We start from the raw sequence: 17,416 nt of genomic DNA on the forward strand, positions 1-17,416 counted from the left end.
CGTATCTCACAGTTTGATTCGTGCAAATTCGATGTACTGAATGCCGTCTGTATGTACACAGGCAAACAACATCTTCTTTTTGACACTGTGCGCAAGGCGGACTGAACGGGAGATCGCCACCATGGTGAGGGCGGTTCCCGCAGGGATGGCCTGAGCGAGCATCGGCGAGTGCTGGATGCCGCCGATGTAGACCCGGAAATGATGGCCGAACTTGTAACCCGTCTTCGGGGCATGGCCGCGGCGGCGCAGGTCTGCATAGACCGCCGCCTTCTCCAGGAGTTCGGCGTCGTATTCGGCGGCGGCGGCAAAGTATTCCTCCCGTGAGAGAGGGACGTCGTCCCGGACCAGAGAAAGGCGACGATCGTCCATCAGGGCAAGTGCCTCCACGGGGGAGAGCATGATCCGATCCGAATCGAGCAGTTTGCCAAATCCAGCCTCAGAAAGCCATTCGGCACCGGCGACCGGGACGAGGGCGACGGCGCCAACCGCTTCGCCCTCCGCCTGCCCTCCCGTCTCTGCCTCATCGGGTGCCGGAAGATGATCGACCTTCACCTCATAGTAGGTGAGTTCACCCTCGTCGTCCACGGCGGCGACCACATACTGCTTGCGCATGTTTCCGGCCGTCGCCACCTCGGCGGTCACCCTATCAAAGTCCACAAGGTCACGCTCGGCGAGCACCCTTACAAGATACTGCGAGTGCCCCTTCCCCGGACGTTCACCCCGCCGAAAGACCCGGAAATCATGGGGGCCGGTCTGGAGGGCATAGCCGCGCTCGCGCAGGTCGCGGTAGACCAGGTAGCGCCGAAAAAATCCCGGTGTCCTGGAGTACTCACGCAGGAGCGAGGGTGCATCATGGCCCGTCACCGTGATCCGATTCCGCCAGAGGAGGTAGAGCCCCTCCTCAGGGGCGAGGCGGAGACCGCCCTTCACGGGTCGGCCATACCCGCCGCTCTCATAGAGCGAAAGACCCTCCTGCCCGAGGTGGAGAGCATTGCCGTCGATTGTCGCCTTCACGTGGGGTACGGGTGGGCGCCGCCTGAATATATATGGTGGTGAATGGACCGCCTCACACTCGCCTGATCTCGGTGAGGAGCATGACGATCGAGAGGCTGATCAGATTGAGGGTGGTGGCCCCGGACCATACCACCGATTCCCATGGTGTGAGGGCGGCAATCCATCCGGACCAGAGCATGATGCAGATGATCGAGAAGGAGAGGAGGGTGTCGAACGCAAGGAAAACGGTCGGCATACCGACAAGGCGGCCCATCTGAGCGATGGAACAGTATTCAAATGGTGCCCCACGCCCCAGGAGATCGAGGAGGGCGCGACCCGCATTCATCATCATATCCACCCCCGCCCAGAGGAGGACACCGGCCCCGAAGAGGGCCAGAAGGGGTCGGTCACCCCCGCCAGCGCGGATGGCGGAGAGGCCGAAGAGGAGTTTGAATATACAGAAGGGGAGACCTATGGTGAGGCTCAGAAAGAACGGACGGCTGAAAAAACGGGCGAGTGAATCCGCCTTCCCCATATCCTTCCCCCCGTCCCCTGATCAGGCCGAAAACTCATTATGTTTTCTGAGAAAATCGCGGACCGATTCAGAGACGCACCAGCCGCGATCGATCTCGTCGACAATGCCGTTGATGATCTCCGCCTGTTCGAGAATTCGACTTTTTTCCGATTCTTCCACGTCCATATCAGAGACAGCGACGATCACGGCAAGCGGATTTCTGATGCGGTCGTTGAGGCTTGCAAGCTGTGTCATGTTCCGCTCGATCTGCTCGAGCGCCCTGAACCGCTCCTCCTCGAACCGTTTCCTCTCCGTGATGTCCTGACAGACCACGATGAACGGCCCCTCCCCATCGACACCGGGTCCGATATCTGAGATGCTCACCAGACCCCAGACCGTCTCAGCGTCAGGACGGAGGAATGAGCGTTCTTCCTCACCGACACCGCCGGGAGCGGTTATAAAACCAGGGATCTGCCTGCCAATAAGTTCGTCAACGCCAAGGAAGCGTGAAGTAGCGCCGTTCGCATCGATCACCGTGCCGCTGGCGTCCACCAGCGCCTTCGGGACCGAGGAGTTATGAAATATGGCCGAGAAAATCCGCTCGTTTTTCCGGAGATTCTCTTCTATACGACGCCGTTCGGTGATGTCCTCACCAGAAAGGAGTGTCCATCCCTCCATGCCGTCGTGGGGGAGCGGCGAAGCGTTCCAGCGAACATACCGCACCTCCCCGCCGGGGGGAGTCACCGGAATGACAACATTTTTCGCAGCCTCGGCGTCGCTGCCGATGCATTTCCGGGCATCCCCGTGCCATTCAGGGGGGACAAAGGAGAGGAGGGTCCGCCCCATCAGGAGGTGTTCGTTCAGACCGAAGACCGTCGAGGCCGAGGGGTTCACCCGCCTGATGAGACCGTCCCCGTCAATCACCACCATGGCGACGGCGGACGTCGTGAAATAGGCCTCGGCCTCGTCCCGCTGGTGGACGATCTCCGCCTCATACCGTTTCTTTTCGACAAGATGACTGATCCATCGGGAGAGGCGGGTCTGGTCCTGCGTGTCGGATGCAGATGCATGATCATCGCAGAAATAATGATTATCATAGAGTTCTTCCCCGATCATCGCTTTTGGATGCGCCATGAGGGCATCGAGGAGGGCAGATGCTGGAAAAATTCGGCGGTCATAGAGGCAGAAGGCCGTGCAGGGAAGCGTCCCCAGAAGGGTGTTTATCGCCGCCTCATACTCAAATAATCGATCAGATCCAGGAAAGTGCCGGAGTGCCCAGGATGCATCCCCGATCATCCTGAGAGCAGGAAAACCGTCTTCAATTGCTCCGGAAACGGTACGGCAGATATAATCGCTCATCCGGATCGGATCAAACTGACCTCCCGAAAGATAGAGCGATTCCGCCGTTCCGACCATCACCTGACCGGATCCGATGAGGTCGTCCAGGGGCAGCCCCCCCTCCGAGAGTCCTCCGATCATCGCTTCAGGAGGTATGCGGTCGATGAAGCAGACGATACGTTCGCCCCGTTCGAGTCCGCACCTGATGGCCGATTCGACGACGGACCACCACTCTTCATCGACATCATAGATACAGCAGACATGGCTGCCGGGGCTGAGATCATATATATCCCGGCGAGAGAACATCGACGCCCGCATCAGATCACGCGCCATTCATGCACAACTTGGCGGGATGGCAATATATGATGCTCGATCCAGATCTCCGGAGGGGCGGATGGGATGGTGTTCGCCCCTGCTCATTCAGGAGCAGGAAAAAGGGCCCATAACCCGACCATTCAGCAAAATTGCCCCATTCAGACCACATTGGCGTGAGAGAGAATGCCCACATACAGGCCATTTTATAATATCCGGATCAACCGGATCTGCGAGCCACATGGGGTTGAAACTGCCGCACCTGAACGGATCCACTTATTTTGCAATTGCCGCCGTCCTCCTTCTCACCGCACCGCCGACCTTGGGTTACATGGCGTGGGAGGGGCAGAACACATCGGTCACCACACTCTCATTTGCCGGCGCACCCGAAGGGATTGTGTTCATTGCCGATCCCCACCTGCGGGAGGACAACATCGACCATATCAGACGGGTGATCGAGGAGGTAAACGCCCTCAATCCATCGGTCGTGCTGATCGGCGGCGATTTTGTGTATGGAGAGGAGCCCGACCTCTCCCTGCAGGAGATCTGGCGGGAGATCGACGCACCCACCTATGCAGTGCTCGGGAACCATGACTATAAGGCCGGTATTGATGCAGTCACCGGACTTGAGAAGGTGATCGCAATCCAGGAGACGGAGCGGAGCGTCGAACACTATGATATGTCCCCACTCGGAGAGACGGACACCGACCCGGTTTTTGCCGATGCCCTGACGGCACAACTGGAATCGGCCGGTGTGCATGTGCTCAGGAACGAGTATGTCACCCTTGACCTGAACGGCACGCCCCTCCTGCTGGTCGGTGTGGATGACGGATGGGCCGGCATGGCCGATCCCCCGACCGTCCCCCGCACCGATGCCTTTACAATCTACCTGATCCACGAACCCGAATGCCGGGCACCATGGGAGGCCGACCTGATCCTCTGCGGCCACACCCACGGCGGACAGTTCATGCTCCCCGGCATCCAGACGCTCAATGACAACGGCGTCCTCGAGCTCTCCGGACTGGTGACAAAAGACGATACACCGGTCTATATCAGCAGGGGACTTGGCACCTCAAACCTTCCGGCCGAACTCCGCCTCAATGCCCCGCCCGAGATCGTCCTGATCGGGCCCGCGGGCTGAGGCCGTATTTTTCATCGACCCCGGTTTCAGAAACAGCAGTGCGACCTCCTCTTTTGTCAGGCGGCGGAGATAGAAGTTCCCGACCGCAGCGATTATCAGGGCACCGAAGAGGTCGAAGATGAGATCGGTCATCGTATCGTCCAGACCGTGCTGGAGGTTCATCTGAAACAGGGTATCGAACAGATACTCATAGATCTCCCAGAACGCACCCAGGGCCATCGTGAATATCACGATAAACCCGATGATCATCGGGCGGGTGAGGCGAAGACCGGAATACCTGTCCATAAGGAGGACCAGGGCAAATCCGAGGACCGAGATCGTGATCGAGGAGACAAAATGAGCGATTTTATCATAATACGGTGAAAACACCATATAAAAATCGGAGATATGCCCGGCGACATGAAGATAGATGGAGAGGGCGATGAGCAGGTTCACCTCCCACGGCATGCAGATGTCCCCCCGCCGCGAGACGATGTAGGGGACGGTGGTGAGGAAAAAGGCAAAAAGACCCACAAAGGCAAGGAACCAGTCGCCGATACAGGCGCTATAGCCAACACTCAGGAGGATCAGCCCCTGCACAAAGTAGGCGACGAGGTTTCCGGGAGATGGGATGCGAACGTTCTTCACCAGATGCCGGTTGTCGCGATGGATTATTAATACTTCACCGGGCGGAATGGCAGAAGAGGCCAGATGGAATGAACCGGGGTCTGCGAAAATTCCTTATGATCCTGGGCGCCGCGGGGAAGCGCCCCAGCAGGCGCCCGGCACTGCCGGCACCTCGAACTGAACCGTAGATCCACGGCATTCACCGGGGCGCTACACCGATGAGAAGGGGGTCGGCAGAGATCATCTTCACAACGAATATTACCAGAGAAACAAAATTATTGACACATACCGGAGATGACAGCTTTGACACGGATCCTCATTATCGATGACTCATCGTTTCAGAGAAAGATCATCTCGACAATCCTTTCTGGCGATGGTCATGAGACGATTTTTGCCCCTGACGGGACCGAAGGGCTCCGTCTGCTTGTCGATGCAGCGCCCGATCTCCTTGTGCTCGACCTCCTGATGCCCGGGGTGGACGGACTCGAGGTGCTTCGCCTGATGCGGCAGGACAGCATCTGCACACCGGTAATCGTGCTCACCGCCGACATCCAGGATTCGACCCGAGAGCAGTGCAGCGCACTGGGAGCGAGAGCATTCATCAATAAACCGGTAAAACGGGATGAACTGCTGAGTGCTGTCAGAGAGGTTCTTGCCGAGGGAAAGGAGCAATGAGCCTGAACAACGAAGATCTCGATGCCATCAGGGAGCTGGTGAATATCGGCGTCGGTCGTGCTGCCGCCATGCTGAACGAGATCACCTGCTCCCACATAATTCTCCATGTCCCCACGCTCCAGGTGATCAGGATCGACGAACTCGATGCCGCCTGCGGTCTCCCGGTGGAGGGGACCGCCGCAACGGTCAAGATCGATTTCAAGGGGTTTTTTACCGGCACCACCGCCCTCATCTTCCCGCCTGAGAGCGCCGCCGCCCTGGTGATGGCGATCACCGGGGAGAACGGAGATCAGCCAGAACTGGATGCGATACGGATCGAGACCCTCACCGAGGTCGGCAACATCTTCATCAACGGGGTGATGGGATCGATCGGAAATGTGCTCGGTCAGCAGATCACCTACACCCCCCCCCTCTATGTGGAGGATTCGATCGCACAGATTGTCTGGAACGCCCGCTTTCATGCCGATGAGCGGGTGCTCCTGGCCAATACACGGTTTTTTGTCGAGGACATCAATGTCGAGGGCATTATCGCCATGATCCTTGAGATCGGATCCCTGGAAACCCTGCTGGAGAAGATCGCCGCCGTCAGGGGAGAATGAACAATGACAGGGAAGACCTCAACTGGACCATGGCAGGGAATGGATTTCCTGCCGGCGGGCATCTGCATCATCGATGCAGGCTACGTGGTGAGGTACTGGAATGCCTGTCTGGAGGAATGGACCGGGATCACGGCCGAAGAGGTCATCGGGCAGCGGATCACCGAGCGCTTCCCTGCACTTGACCGGACGACGGTCATCTCACGAATCGACCAGACGCTCAGGGGAGGGGCGCCCAGCGTTTTTTCTTCCCAGATCCACACCTTTGTCATACCCTCCTATCTGCAGGACGGCAGTGCGCGCGCTCAGCGCACCAGCCTCATCCCCCTTGCGACCGATATGGAGGGGCTGTATCATGCCATGTTCATCTGCGAGGATGTGAGCGCCCTGACAGAGCAGGTGAAGGCATTCAGGGAGATGAGGAACAACACCCTCTACGAACTCGAAGAGCGGAAAAAAGCGGAGATGGAGATGAAGGACGCCTACGAGGATCTCCTGTCCTTCCTCCTTGAGTACCTCTCCGAACTCTCAGAAGGCGCCCGCAATGCCAGTGACGACCTGGATGCGGTTGTGAAGAGCATTGAGGCGGGTACAGCGGAAGATCAGGACATCAGGACCTGCCTGCTCAGGGTGATGGACACCAGCACTTCACTCGAGAGGACACTCTCAGATCTCGCTGTTGCCGTCGCAGAAAGAAAAAAAGAGATTCCGGACGTTTTTAAGAAATCCCTTATCGAGCGCGGCTACACCAGTTGAAGGCGCCCATCCACCTGCAGGATCGAGATCTGTCCTGAACAGGCGCCTTCTCTCTTCTCTTCATCATCATGGAATGGAGAATCCCGGGCGGAGGGGGACCGGGAGAGAAAATATATCAGACCCATCCGATTCCGGTCATCAGGAGGGCGAAGAGGACGAGGTCATAGGTGGCATGGGTAATGGCGCACACCGTGGTATTGGTCCTCAATCTGAGCACGGCAAACACGCATCCTGCAAGCAGCACCGAGAGCACGCCGTCCCATGCATACTGGTAGGCATGGAGCGATGCAAAGACGGCGACCGAGAAGGCGATCCCGAACCTTGGTTGCAACAGTCCCCGGATCGCCAGTTCTTCCCCCACGCCCGCGACGATCGCCGCTACCACGGCGGCGGCGGGGGTGAGATAGGCGGCGAAGAGAGAGCGCATGTAGTCCTGATCGGTGACGCCCCATCCGAGATGCATCCAGAGACCGATGATGGCATGATCGACCACCCAGAAGATGCCGACGAGCGCCACCCCCGCACCAAGGGCGAACAGCACCTCCCTCCGGTCCGGCACCACCACACCGAGGCGATCGAGCACCTCAGAAAGCGTCCGGCGCACCAGGAGGCCGGCGGCAAGAAAGACACCGGCAACTGTCCATAATAACCCATAAAAGTCCGTTTTTGCAGCCTCTGCCGGGGTGATTGGAGCGAGGACAAAGTCCGGGTTCGCCATCAGGTCAACGAGTGGGGCGTGACCCAGGACGGTAAGCGGGATGAGCGGAAAGAGGGTCAGGGCGCCGATGACCACGAGCCCGATAGTGTGAACAAAATTGTCGGGATCGATCGGGATATGCCGGGCGAGACGGGAGCGAACACGCCGGGAAAAGCCGAGGCAGCAGATGAGGAACGCTCCAGAACAGAGGAGCATAGATACGAAGAACGTCACCACCATCCGGGCGGGAGGATTATCCAGATCGGTGGTGAAAAACCATGGCGCCAGCGAGAGCATCCACGAGAGGGCGGCAAGAGAGAGGATCAGGACGACGGCAAGGGTGACAACCAACGGCTTCAGGCGCGGTCGCAGAATTGCCAGGTGGGCGAGCAGGGCGAGCAGGACAATCGGGGCAACCTCCGCCCCGGTCGAGAAAAACAGCCCGATTTCACTCTGCGGGTCACCGGAGAAGGCGACGGCGATCGCCGCCGCCCCGGCAAGTATGGCGCCAAGGATCAGCAGGGGGTGATAGGAGGTCCGGTCCATGATTTCGGCCTATGGGGGGTGGTTTGTCGGGAGGCGATAAAAACAAGAGGGGAGGGGGCGGACTCTGAAAAACGGGGAATCAGACATCATTGAGAACAGTTTTTCCGTCCGGCACGTATCCAGGTGCGGGGAGGGGGGTTCCCCTCCCTGAAAGGATCTTCCACACAGCCGGAGCATAGGACCAGCCCCAGAACACGGAGGATAGGAAGGGAAGAGATTGCAATCGTGCGATATCAGCAGAAAGAGGGATAAGAGGGATAAAAGGGATCAAAATCAGGTGGCGTTCACTCCCCGGCCAGTTCCCTGAGGCGACAGATGTTTCCGGCGTCGTTTCGGATTTCATCCACCGGCGTCTCGCAGATCAGGGGGAGGCGCCGGATCGTTGGAACGGCGAGAAACGCCGCAAACCCCTCCTCGCCGATCTCGCCGAGGCCGATGTGCTGGTGACGGTCGAGGTGCGACCCGAGCGTCCCCCTGCAGTCGTTGCAGTGGATGACACGGAGACGATCGAGACCGATCGCTCCGTCGAAGAGTTCGAGACTCTCTCCGACTGCCCCTTCGTCCCTGAGGTCATATCCGGCGGCGAAGGCATGGCAGGTGTCAAAACAGACTGCCGTGCGTTCTTCGGGCAGGGCGTCCAGAATCAGGGCAATCTCCTCAAATGTGCCCCCGAGACTGTTCTTTGTGCCGGCGGTGTTCTCCAGGAGGAGGCAGACTTCGCCCGGTGTGTCGTCGAACGCCCGCAGAATCCCGTCGATCAGGCGCCTCCTTCCCCCCTCGATCCCGGTGCCGAGATGGCTCCCGAGGTGCATCACCAGATGGGGGATGCCCAGGGCAGAGCACCGCTCCAGTTCTGCGATGAGGGTGGCGACCGATTTCTCATAGACCTCCTCTTTTGGCGAGGCGAGGTTCGGGAGATAGGGCATGTGGTCCACCACCGGATAGAGGCCCGATGCCGCAAGGCGTCCTCTGAACCCCTCGATATCGGCGTCGGTGAGGTCCTTGAACCCCCAGCCGCGGGGATTTCTGGAGAAGATCTGGAAGCAGTCGCATCCCCGCTCCTCCGCCCTCACCACGGCGTTCGCGAGCGAACCGGCGATCGAGACATGGCACCCGGCACGGATCATGGATGAGCATAGGGCGGCAGCACGCATCAGGGTGACGGAGATGGCGTGAAGATGGAGGAGTTGATCGGCAGGAACTCCAGACCCCTATCCTCCCGGTCATCCAAACCATTAAACGACCGGCCGCACCTGTTCTCCTCCGGTGAATATCATGGCGACGATCGTGCATTTTGACCTGCCTGCAGAAGACCTCGAACGTGCGAAGACCTTCTACTCCACCCTTTTCGGGTGGAAGTTCGAACTGCCCCCGGGCTGGACGGACTATTACCTGATCTCCACCACCGCCGAAGACGGTTCCCCCGGCATCGGCGGCGGCATGGGCACGCGGGGAGCGCCGGATCAACAGATCACCAACTATGTCGGGGTACCGTCCATCGACGCCACCCTGGTCGACGTGGACCGCCTCGGCGGAAAGGTGCTCCTCCCGAAAACCGCCGTGCAAAAATTCGGATATCTGGCCGTTTGCCAGGATACCGAGGGGAACACATTCGGGCTCTGGGAAGAGGATCCAGAAGCGGAGTGATACACAGGGAGAGAAAAACGGAGGAGGCGCTCCTCAGCGCATCCGACTGAGCACCGCCTCACCCACCTGCACGGTCGAGGCGGCGCCGCCGAGATCGGGCGTCCGCACCCCCGCGGCACAGGCGGCATCCACCGCCGCATCCACCGCCGCCGCCTCGTCCGCATGTCCGACATGGGCGAGGAGCATGGCGGCAGAGCGGATCGCCGCCACCGGATTCGCAATTCCCCGCCCGGCGATGTCAGGGGCGCTCCCGTGGACCGGTTCAAAAAAGGCATGGGAATCGCCGACGTTTGCCGAGGGGAGGAGGCCGAGTCCGCCGACCAGATAGGCGGCGGCGTCGGAGATGATGTCGCCGAAGATGTTCGTGGTCACCACCACATTATAGCGGGACGGGTGCATGAGGAGGTCGAGACAGAGGGCGTCGATATATTTCTCTTCCCAGCGCACACCGGCGGATTCTGCCTCCTCGATCGCACACCGGCGGAAGAGGACGTCGGACTTGATCACATTCGCCTTGGTGCCGATCGTCATCAGCCCGTTTTCTGCCAGGGCCGCGGCATATCGGGCGATCCGTCGGCTTCCCCCATCGGTGACCACCCGCAGGGTGCAGGCGCTCCCGGGCAGCGCCCACTCGATCCCGGAGTAGAGCCCCTCGGTGTTCTCCCGCACGATGGTGACCGAGAATCCCGGTCCGCGGACCGGTCTCACGTTTGCATAGAGGTCGAGATCTTTTCTGATCTGCAGGAGCACGCTCCGGTAGTCGGGGTCAGGCGGGGTGGTCACCGCCCCGAAGAGGATGGCATCCGCCTCACGGAGGGCGTCCATCTCCCCGGATCCGATGGCGGCGCCACAGCGCTCCCAGCGGCCGAACCCCACCTCGACAGGGTAATAGTCCCAGTCAGGGTGGAGGTGGCGGAGCACGGACTCGGCGACCGGCACCACCTCCCGCCCGATGCCGTCACCCGGAACGACGGCGATCTTCATGCTCCCTCCATGCCGACACCGCCGCCCGCAGCACCGTGTCGATCGTGTGCGGGGAGGCGCCCCAGTGGACCACTCCCCCCAGTTTCCCGTTCCAGACACCCACACCCTCCCGGTCGGCGCGGCAGCAGCGGGCGATGAAGGGTTCCTCCGCCACCTGCGTCAGGGGGCAGATCTCATCAACCACGATCGACCCCCCGTAGTTCTCAGAACAGAACTGGCGGGCGGTGAGGCATCCGGCCACCCGCTCAGTGCCATCAAGGGGATCGGAATCGAGGGTACGCTCAAACCCACCCGCCCTGCACGGGTAGACTTCTGCCGCCGTATCCCTGATATCCCTGAGATGGTACTCGAAACGGACGCCAAGGTCGCCGAAGAGCCCGACCGATTCGAGCTCCTCCAGGATCGCCGCCAGGTGCGGACGGGGCGGTACGATGTCATAGACGTGCACGGTCAGGAGATCCCCGGGTTCGGGGTCGATCACAAACGTCTTTGAGTCATCAGGGCTCCGGAAGATAGTGCACCGGTGCCCTCCCTCGCGTGCCAGCCGGATCAACAATGCACGGTCGCCGAAATTCACCGGATCTGGCCAGACAAGGGTCTCGTCCGGGGTGGCGAGCACCTCCTCGTCCAGGACCTTGCGCATCAGTCCGTTTCCGTCTGACAGGCGGACGGCACGGATCTCCGACCCCTCCGGGGTCTCCCGGATCAGCCACCTGGAGAGGAAATAGATACGGTCACCGAGGGGATGCCCGGCGGCGATCCCCACATACTTGCACTCCTCAGGAAAGATCATTCACGTCCTCCGCTCAGGTAGGCAACGAGGCCGCCGGCAGCAAGGATCGCCCGCATCCGGGCCGAGAGAGGGGCCACCGGGCGGCGTTCGCCACCGGCCTTGATCCAGCCCTCCTCCAGGTCAAATCTGACCATTTCATCCTCCTTGCATCCTGCCTCGCAGACCAGCACCGGCAGACCAATATTGACGGCATTGCGATAAAAGATTCTGGCAAAGGAGGGTGCGGCCACGGCGACGACGCCCGCCTCCTTCAGCGCCACCACCGCCTGCTCCCGCGACGACCCGCAACCGAAGTTCTTCCCTGCCATGATCACCGCACCCCGCAGGCGGGGCGCAAGGCCGGGGTCGAGGTCCTCGAATACATGCCCGGCCCAGACCGAACGGTCCTTTGTGCGGAGATAGCGTCCTGCGATGATGAGGTCGGTGTCGATATCGGTCCCCAGACAGACCGCATGCCCCTCCCCCCTCACTGGCACCCCTCCGGGGAGCAGATTGCACCGGCGAGCGCCGTCGCCGCCGCTGTCGAGGGGGAGGCGAGATAGATCTCCCCGCCGACGCCCATCCGGTTCCGGAAATTCCGGTTCGCCGTCGAGAGGCAGACCTCGCCCTCGCCGATCACCCCCATGTGCGCCCCCAGGCACGGACCGCACCCCGGCGTGGCAACGGCGCACCCGGCCTCCACCAGATCGGAGAGCACGCCTGTCGCCGCCGCACGCAGGAGCACGGCGCGGGAGGCCGGGACGACGACGGTACGCACCGCCACCGTCTTTCCCCGGACGATCGCCGCAAACCGTTCGAGGTCCTGGTAGCGCCCGCCTGTGCAGGTGCCGAGGAATACCTGATCCACAGAAAGCCCCTCCTTTTCTGCAACCGGACAGACCGTGTCCACGCGGGGCGGCAGGGCAAGGAGCGGTTCCTGGGCAGAGAGGTCGATGCTGATCTCCGCGGAATACCTTTGCGTCCCCCCCGGCTGGAGGGGGGTGTCGAGGCCGAAGGAGGCAAGATATGCACGCGTCACCGCATCAGAACGGAACATGCCGGTCTTCGCCCCGGTCTCCACTGCCATATTGCAGAGGGTGAGGCGGTCGGCGATCGAGAGGGAGGCGGCACCCTCTCCGGCAAACTCCAGGGCGCGGTAGGTGGCGCCGTCCATGCCCAGGGCGCCCACGACGGCGAGGGCGACATCCTTCGCCTCGGCACCGCCCGAGAGTTCACCCTCGAAGAGCACTCCCGTGGTCTCGGGCACCAGGAACCAGGTCTCCCCGGTGGCCCAGATGCCCGCCATATCGGTCGCACCGACCCCGGTCGCAAACGCTCCGAACGCTCCGAGCGTGCAGGTGTGAGAGTCGGCGCCCACGATCACCTCGCCGGGCAGGGCGCGCCCCTCGGCCATCACCTGGTGGCAGACGCCCGAACCCACGTCATGGAACTGCATGCCGGTCCGGCGTGCAAACGCCCGGAGCTCATGCTGCAGGTCGGCGGTGACCGAGGTGTTCGCCGGCACGATATGATCGAATATAAGGTACTTCCGATCCGGGTCGGTGAACCTGCCGGTGCCGATCTCCTCCCATGCCGCACGGGCCAGCACTCCGGTGCCGTCGTGCACATAGGCGCGGTCGACAGGGCGGTCCACATAGGATCCGGCAGGAGCACCCAGGATCTCCTCGGAGAGGGTGTTCACGCCCCCCCTCCCGTCCGGTCGGCACAGATGGCCTTGCAGAGAATCTCCTGGAGCACCTCCGGGGTGACGGCGCATTTCGCCTCGCTCCGGGCCTTCACCTGGTGGAGCACCCAGGTGATCTCATCCTCCTCCAGGTCATAGCCGAGACTTGAGGCCACATGCCGCACGGCATGCCGCCCGGTGTGTTTTCCCAGGATAAAGGTGCGATCGCACCCGACAAGGGCGGGCCTGACATATTCATAGGCCTCGGGGTCCCGGAGGATCGCCGCGATATGGATCCCGCTCTCATGCGCAAATGCATGGTCCCCGACGATCGCCTTGTTCCGTGCGATCGACAGCCCGGAGGCCTGTGTCACCAGCTCAGAGAGGGCATGGAGCCCGGAGAGGTCGTAACGGTTGATCCCACCCTTCAGGGCAAGCAGGACGAGCACCTCCTCGAGGGCGGCGTTTCCCGCACGCTCCCCGATCCCGTTCACCGTCGTATGGAGCTGGAAGGCGCCGGACGCCGCCGCCGTCACCGTATTCGCGGTGGCGCACCCCATGTCGTCATGGCAGTGGATGCAGAGCGGGACGCCCACGGAGGGTGCATATTCCTGCACAACGGCCACCATCTCGATCGGCGTCATGCACCCGACGGTGTCGGCAAAGGTGACCAGGTCGGCGCCATGCGCAACTGCCTGCCGGTAGGACTCGAACAGAAACCCGGGATCAGAACGGGAGGCGTCCTCGGCGCCGAAACGCACCTGCACACCATGATCATGGGCATAGGCGACCATTTCCATCGTGCGGGCGAGCACCTCCTCCCTGGGACGGCCGTACTTCAGACTGATATGCAGGTCGGAGGTGGGCATGAACACCCCGATCATGTCCACACCACAGTCCAGGGCGGCGTCGATGTCCTCCTGTTTCGCCCTCGATAGGGCACAGATCCGGGCATCAAGCCCCATCTCACATATGGCCCTGACGGCTGCCTTTTCACTCGCCGATACCGCCGGGAATCCGGCCTCGATCACCTCGATGCCGGTGCCGTCGAGCATACCGGCGATTTCCATCTTCTCCTCGCAGGTGAACGTGACGCCGGGCGTCTGTTCACCGTCACGCAGTGTGACATCGCAGATCTCAACATTCCACCTGTTCATGACTCTCACCTCCCGGACAGTTTCCCCTGACGATCACCGTTTTCGGCCCATCTGAAGGCCGAATCAGCCGGTCCAGGGCGTTCATATCAGCGGCCTCGACAACCGAGGGCCGCGCCCACTCCAGGTAGCGGGAGATATCGGCCACCGCCGATCCCCCGACCATACCCATCCGCCTGTTCTCGATGACGATGCACAGCAGGGGCACCCCTTTCTCGTGGACATCGATGAGGGCGTTGATCCCCGAGTGCAGGATGGCATAGTCGCCGATCAGAGCGACACCCGTCGCCCTCGCCCCCACTGCCACCGCCGATCCCAGCCCATAACTGGCGATGCCGACTGAACCGGGCGGGTTCAGGGCGAGGAGAGAGCATCCTGCATCCACCGCCGCCCGCATGCCCCGCCGTTCGAGCAGGGCAAAGAGGGGGCGAAACGGACAACCCCTGCAGAACGTCCGGAAATATCCCCGATCATGAAAGGTTTCCGGGCGGTCCTGTGGGGCATCGGCCGGCGGCATGGCGACCCGCACCCCCTCAGGCGGACGATGATCCGCATGTGCCGCCGCCGTCTGCAGGGCATGCGCCCACCGCCCCCGCATCGTCAGGGCGGGATCCGCAACCTCCCCCTGCCCGGTCGGCACCCCGACATCTTTCACCTCTCCGGCCTCAGCCTGGAGGATATCGGGCGTCACCCGCAGCAGGGCGACCCGGGAGAGCGCCGCCGAGAGGGCGAAGGCTTCGACAAGGGCGGACGGGAGATCTTCGGCGGATTCGGCCTCCACCACCGGCACCATCGCAAGGGGGCCGAATGGGCGCGAGTCCTGGGCCGCCTGCGAGGCGCGGGCATGCGGGTCATCACCGACCACCACCACCACCGGCGCCCTGAGCCCCTGCGCCGTTGCCTGGACCAGGGGATCAGCGAGGAGGTTCATCCCCACATTTTTGACGAGCACTGCGGCAGGTCGGGCTGCGAGGGAGGATCCGAGGGCGTACTCCAGCGCCACCTTCTCATTGGTGCAGATCTCGGCGCCGGCCAGCACTCCGCACCCGGTGACCGGATACCCGGGCACGGTGAAGATGCGTCCGGGTGCCGCCCTTCGCAGGGCCTTCGCCAGCACCGCCTCGCCGTCCATCCTCATTCCCTCCCCGGCATCAGGTCGCATCCGGCACAGGCAACGCACATCGTCTGCGCCTCCGCCGGATCGAGGCCGCCCTCCCGGATCTCCCGGGTGGCAATCTCGTTCAGCCGCATCAGCCGCCCGGCATCGGGACGGCGGAGATGGGCGCACCCGGCCGAGGGTGTGAGCGGCCGGAGGATCGGGATCACCCCGATCGAGCAGAGGCGATGCACCGCCGCTTCGATCTCATCGTCACTCTCCCCGAGGCCGACGATGATGTTGCTCTGGACATGGTTTTTCCCGAAGAGGCGGACCGATTCGACAAGCACCTCCCAGATCAGGTTCCAGTCGAGCCCCGGACACATCTCGGCAAAGATGCCGGGAGTGGCCGCCTCCAGGTTGAACTTCACCTCGTCGGCACCTGCTTCCCGGAGCAGGCGGGGGGTGTCCGCCGTCGGATAGATCGAGACGCCGATCGGGAGGCCGAAGCGGACGAGCGCCCGCACCACCTCGACCGTCCGCCGTTCCTCCTCCTCCACGCTCCCGGCAACCCCGCTCGTGATCGAGATGGCGTCGATGCGTTCGAGCACCGAGCGCACCATCGCCACTACCTCCGCCGTCGTCCTGCTCCCTCCCGAACACGCAGGCACCGCACAGTAACGGCAGGAGAAGATGCACCCCGGAGTGAGGGTGATGAAGGCCTGGCGGGGGCAGTGGAGGGCCGGCGCCTCCAGCACACCCCGGACCATCTCGCCCCTGAACGGGATTGCGGCATTCCCCTTCCCCTCATGGACCAGGGTGAGCGGGGCATCCGGATCGACGGCAAGGCGCACTCGCCGACCGCCGACCGAGAAAAACACCGATCCCGCCCCCCCCGCACCGGGCCCGGCGCTGGAAGAGGCAATATACTCCTTCGCCGGGGCCCCGACGATCCGCACCCGCCCTTCGGCCAGAAGGGCCGCCTTCACTGCGATCCAGTCCATAGCGCCAGCGCCTCCTCATAATCGGTATAGAAGGGGATCGCCGCCACCGCACCGATCAGCCCGCGGCCGTCCATCACCACCTGCACCCCCTCCAGCACGGCGTCGAGATCGGCAGAGGTCACCTCGCCCCGCTTCACCGCCTCGCCGTATCCCCTGAGAGGCGATGGATCGAAGCCGGTGAACACCGCCATACCGGTCTCCTCAGAGAGGGTGTGGCGGCGAAGAAGAGCCGCAAAGCGTTGGACAAGCCCGTCCGGATCGGTGGATGCAAACTCCACCGCACAGGCGACGCAGTTCTTTGTCCTGAATGCGACCGGGTAGAGCTGGACGATGGTGTGGGAGAGGTAGACCGAGGCATCGTCGGCCACGGCGCGGGCGATGTTGTGCACCAGCGTCCATGTCGCACCGGCGTCCGGGGTATCGGTGTCGTCCACCCCGATGATCACCCGCTCCCGCCGCGGCAGACGGAGCGTGGAGCCCGCCAGTTTTCCACCGCCTGACTCGTCACATTCCGCCCCGATGACACCTCCGGCCAGTGCCCGGCACGCCGCCGCCCCGACACCGCCGCCACCCATCCCGAGATAGGTGACCGAGACCTCGTCACCCTCTACCGCCGCCCCGGCAATACCGGCCGGAAACCGCGACCCCTCGAGGGGGAGATCGACCGTCCCGGCCCGAAGCACGTATCTGGTCGTCGGCCCGACAGTGCGGGCCGAGAGAACCACTGGACTCTGCGCATAGTGGTGCCGCACCCAGTGGGCCCCGCCCAGGCAGTCGTAGAACTCCACCACCTCGATCCGGTCACCGCTCCTCTCGGCGATCCCGACGATGAGTGGGTACCTGACCACATAGGGGTCAGAGAGAGCCCCGGAACCCTCCATCTTCATACCGTCCATCCCGC

19 protein-coding genes are annotated in these 17,416 nt (G+C 62.3%); 5 read left to right on the top strand and 14 right to left on the bottom strand.

All coding sequences use genetic code 11. The annotated features are described in order from the left end of the window. Positions 1-6 precede the first annotated feature (6 nt). Genes endA through CUJ86_RS00095 form a run of 3 tightly spaced genes read right to left on the bottom strand, consistent with a single transcriptional unit; the run spans position 7 to position 3,178 of the window. Entirely contained in the window at positions 7-1,014 is a 1,008-nt protein-coding gene (endA, locus tag CUJ86_RS00085) for a tRNA-intron lyase (RefSeq protein WP_130645532.1), read from the bottom strand. Between the two features lie 52 nt (positions 1,015-1,066). Continuing rightward, positions 1,067-1,528 carry a hypothetical protein gene (locus CUJ86_RS00090; RefSeq protein WP_130645533.1) on the bottom strand — a complete coding sequence of 154 codons (462 nt, stop codon included), beginning with the start codon at positions 1,526-1,528 and terminating at the stop codon, positions 1,067-1,069. 21 nt (positions 1,529-1,549) lie between these two features. Further along, positions 1,550-3,178 (bottom strand): MEDS domain-containing protein, encoded by a 1,629-nt coding sequence (locus CUJ86_RS00095; RefSeq protein WP_130645534.1) that lies wholly within the window; start codon positions 3,176-3,178, stop codon positions 1,550-1,552. A 220-nt stretch (positions 3,179-3,398) separates the two neighbouring features. Here CUJ86_RS00095 and CUJ86_RS00100 point away from each other — a divergent pair, with 220 nt between their 5' ends. Continuing rightward, entirely contained in the window at positions 3,399-4,298 is a 900-nt protein-coding gene (locus CUJ86_RS00100; protein ID WP_130645535.1) for a metallophosphoesterase, read from the top strand. Here the strand turns inward: CUJ86_RS00100 and CUJ86_RS00105 are convergent. Beyond that, positions 4,230-4,925 (bottom strand): hypothetical protein, encoded by a 696-nt coding sequence (locus CUJ86_RS00105; protein WP_235855529.1) that lies wholly within the window; start codon positions 4,923-4,925, stop codon positions 4,230-4,232. The two genes, CUJ86_RS00100 and CUJ86_RS00105, sit on opposite strands and share 69 nt — an antisense overlap. 282 nt (positions 4,926-5,207) lie before the next feature. Between CUJ86_RS00105 and CUJ86_RS00110 the strand changes: the two genes are divergently transcribed. From CUJ86_RS00110 to CUJ86_RS00120, 3 genes are read left to right on the top strand one after another with little or no spacing between them, the layout of a single operon-like run. Further along, positions 5,208-5,579 carry a response regulator gene (locus CUJ86_RS00110; protein WP_130645536.1) on the top strand — a complete coding sequence of 124 codons (372 nt, stop codon included), beginning with the start codon at positions 5,208-5,210 and terminating at the stop codon, positions 5,577-5,579. Continuing rightward, positions 5,576-6,178, top strand: coding sequence for a chemotaxis protein CheC (locus CUJ86_RS00115; protein WP_130645537.1), 603 nt, complete (start codon positions 5,576-5,578; stop codon positions 6,176-6,178). Before CUJ86_RS00110 ends, CUJ86_RS00115 begins: the two co-directional genes overlap by 4 nt. Positions 6,179-6,181: 3 nt before the next feature. Then, positions 6,182-6,931 carry a PAS domain-containing protein gene (locus CUJ86_RS00120; RefSeq protein ID WP_130645538.1) on the top strand — a complete coding sequence of 250 codons (750 nt, stop codon included), beginning with the start codon at positions 6,182-6,184 and terminating at the stop codon, positions 6,929-6,931. Between the two features lie 115 nt (positions 6,932-7,046). Here CUJ86_RS00120 and CUJ86_RS00125 read toward each other — a convergent pair whose 3' ends face one another. Next, positions 7,047-8,174, bottom strand: coding sequence for a CPBP family intramembrane glutamic endopeptidase (locus CUJ86_RS00125; RefSeq protein WP_130645539.1), 1,128 nt, complete (start codon positions 8,172-8,174; stop codon positions 7,047-7,049). A gap of 284 nt (positions 8,175-8,458) precedes the next feature. After that, the gene (locus tag CUJ86_RS00130) at positions 8,459-9,301 is read right to left on the bottom strand and encodes a deoxyribonuclease IV (RefSeq protein WP_130645540.1); all 843 of its coding nucleotides are present in this window, start codon (positions 9,299-9,301) and stop codon (positions 8,459-8,461) included. 148 nt (positions 9,302-9,449) lie between these two features. On the opposite strand from CUJ86_RS00130, the gene CUJ86_RS00135 reads away from it, so the two are divergent. Then, entirely contained in the window at positions 9,450-9,821 is a 372-nt protein-coding gene (locus CUJ86_RS00135) for a VOC family protein (RefSeq protein WP_130645541.1), read from the top strand. Positions 9,822-9,854: 33 nt separating this feature from the next. Here CUJ86_RS00135 and CUJ86_RS00140 read toward each other — a convergent pair whose 3' ends face one another. From CUJ86_RS00140 to mmp11, 8 genes are read right to left on the bottom strand one after another with little or no spacing between them, the layout of a single operon-like run. Beyond that, positions 9,855-10,805: an isocitrate/isopropylmalate dehydrogenase family protein gene (locus tag CUJ86_RS00140; RefSeq protein ID WP_130645542.1), complete on the bottom strand. Its 951-nt coding sequence runs from the start codon at positions 10,803-10,805 to the stop codon at positions 9,855-9,857. Further along, positions 10,780-11,598, bottom strand: a complete 819-nt coding sequence (locus tag CUJ86_RS00145; protein WP_130645543.1) for a DUF7714 family protein — start codon at positions 11,596-11,598, stop codon at positions 10,780-10,782. Before CUJ86_RS00145 ends, CUJ86_RS00140 begins: the two co-directional genes overlap by 26 nt. Beyond that, on the bottom strand, positions 11,595-12,068 hold the full coding sequence (locus tag CUJ86_RS00150; RefSeq protein WP_130645544.1) for a LeuD/DmdB family oxidoreductase small subunit: 474 nt from the start codon (positions 12,066-12,068) through the stop codon (positions 11,595-11,597). Before CUJ86_RS00150 ends, CUJ86_RS00145 begins: the two co-directional genes overlap by 4 nt. Further along, the gene (locus CUJ86_RS00155; RefSeq protein ID WP_130645545.1) at positions 12,065-13,279 is read right to left on the bottom strand and encodes a 3-isopropylmalate dehydratase/homoaconitate hydratase family large subunit; all 1,215 of its coding nucleotides are present in this window, start codon (positions 13,277-13,279) and stop codon (positions 12,065-12,067) included. The genes CUJ86_RS00150 and CUJ86_RS00155 overlap by 4 nt, the downstream gene beginning before the upstream one ends. Beyond that, positions 13,276-14,418 carry a homocitrate synthase/isopropylmalate synthase family protein gene (locus CUJ86_RS00160; RefSeq protein ID WP_130645546.1) on the bottom strand — a complete coding sequence of 381 codons (1,143 nt, stop codon included), beginning with the start codon at positions 14,416-14,418 and terminating at the stop codon, positions 13,276-13,278. Before CUJ86_RS00160 ends, CUJ86_RS00155 begins: the two co-directional genes overlap by 4 nt. Continuing rightward, a complete protein-coding gene (locus CUJ86_RS00165) occupies positions 14,399-15,547 on the bottom strand; it encodes a thiamine pyrophosphate-dependent enzyme (protein WP_130645547.1) in 1,149 nt (382 codons plus the stop codon). Before CUJ86_RS00165 ends, CUJ86_RS00160 begins: the two co-directional genes overlap by 20 nt. Positions 15,548-15,549: 2 nt before the next feature. Continuing rightward, the gene (locus CUJ86_RS00170) at positions 15,550-16,515 is read right to left on the bottom strand and encodes a radical SAM protein (RefSeq protein WP_130645548.1); all 966 of its coding nucleotides are present in this window, start codon (positions 16,513-16,515) and stop codon (positions 15,550-15,552) included. Next, entirely contained in the window at positions 16,497-17,411 is a 915-nt protein-coding gene (mmp11, locus tag CUJ86_RS00175) for a methanogenesis marker protein 11 (protein WP_235855530.1), read from the bottom strand. Before mmp11 ends, CUJ86_RS00170 begins: the two co-directional genes overlap by 19 nt. Positions 17,412-17,416: the final 5 nt, after the last annotated feature.

Source organism: Methanofollis fontis (assembly GCF_004297185.1).
Lineage (GTDB): Archaea > Halobacteriota > Methanomicrobia > Methanomicrobiales > Methanofollaceae > Methanofollis > Methanofollis fontis.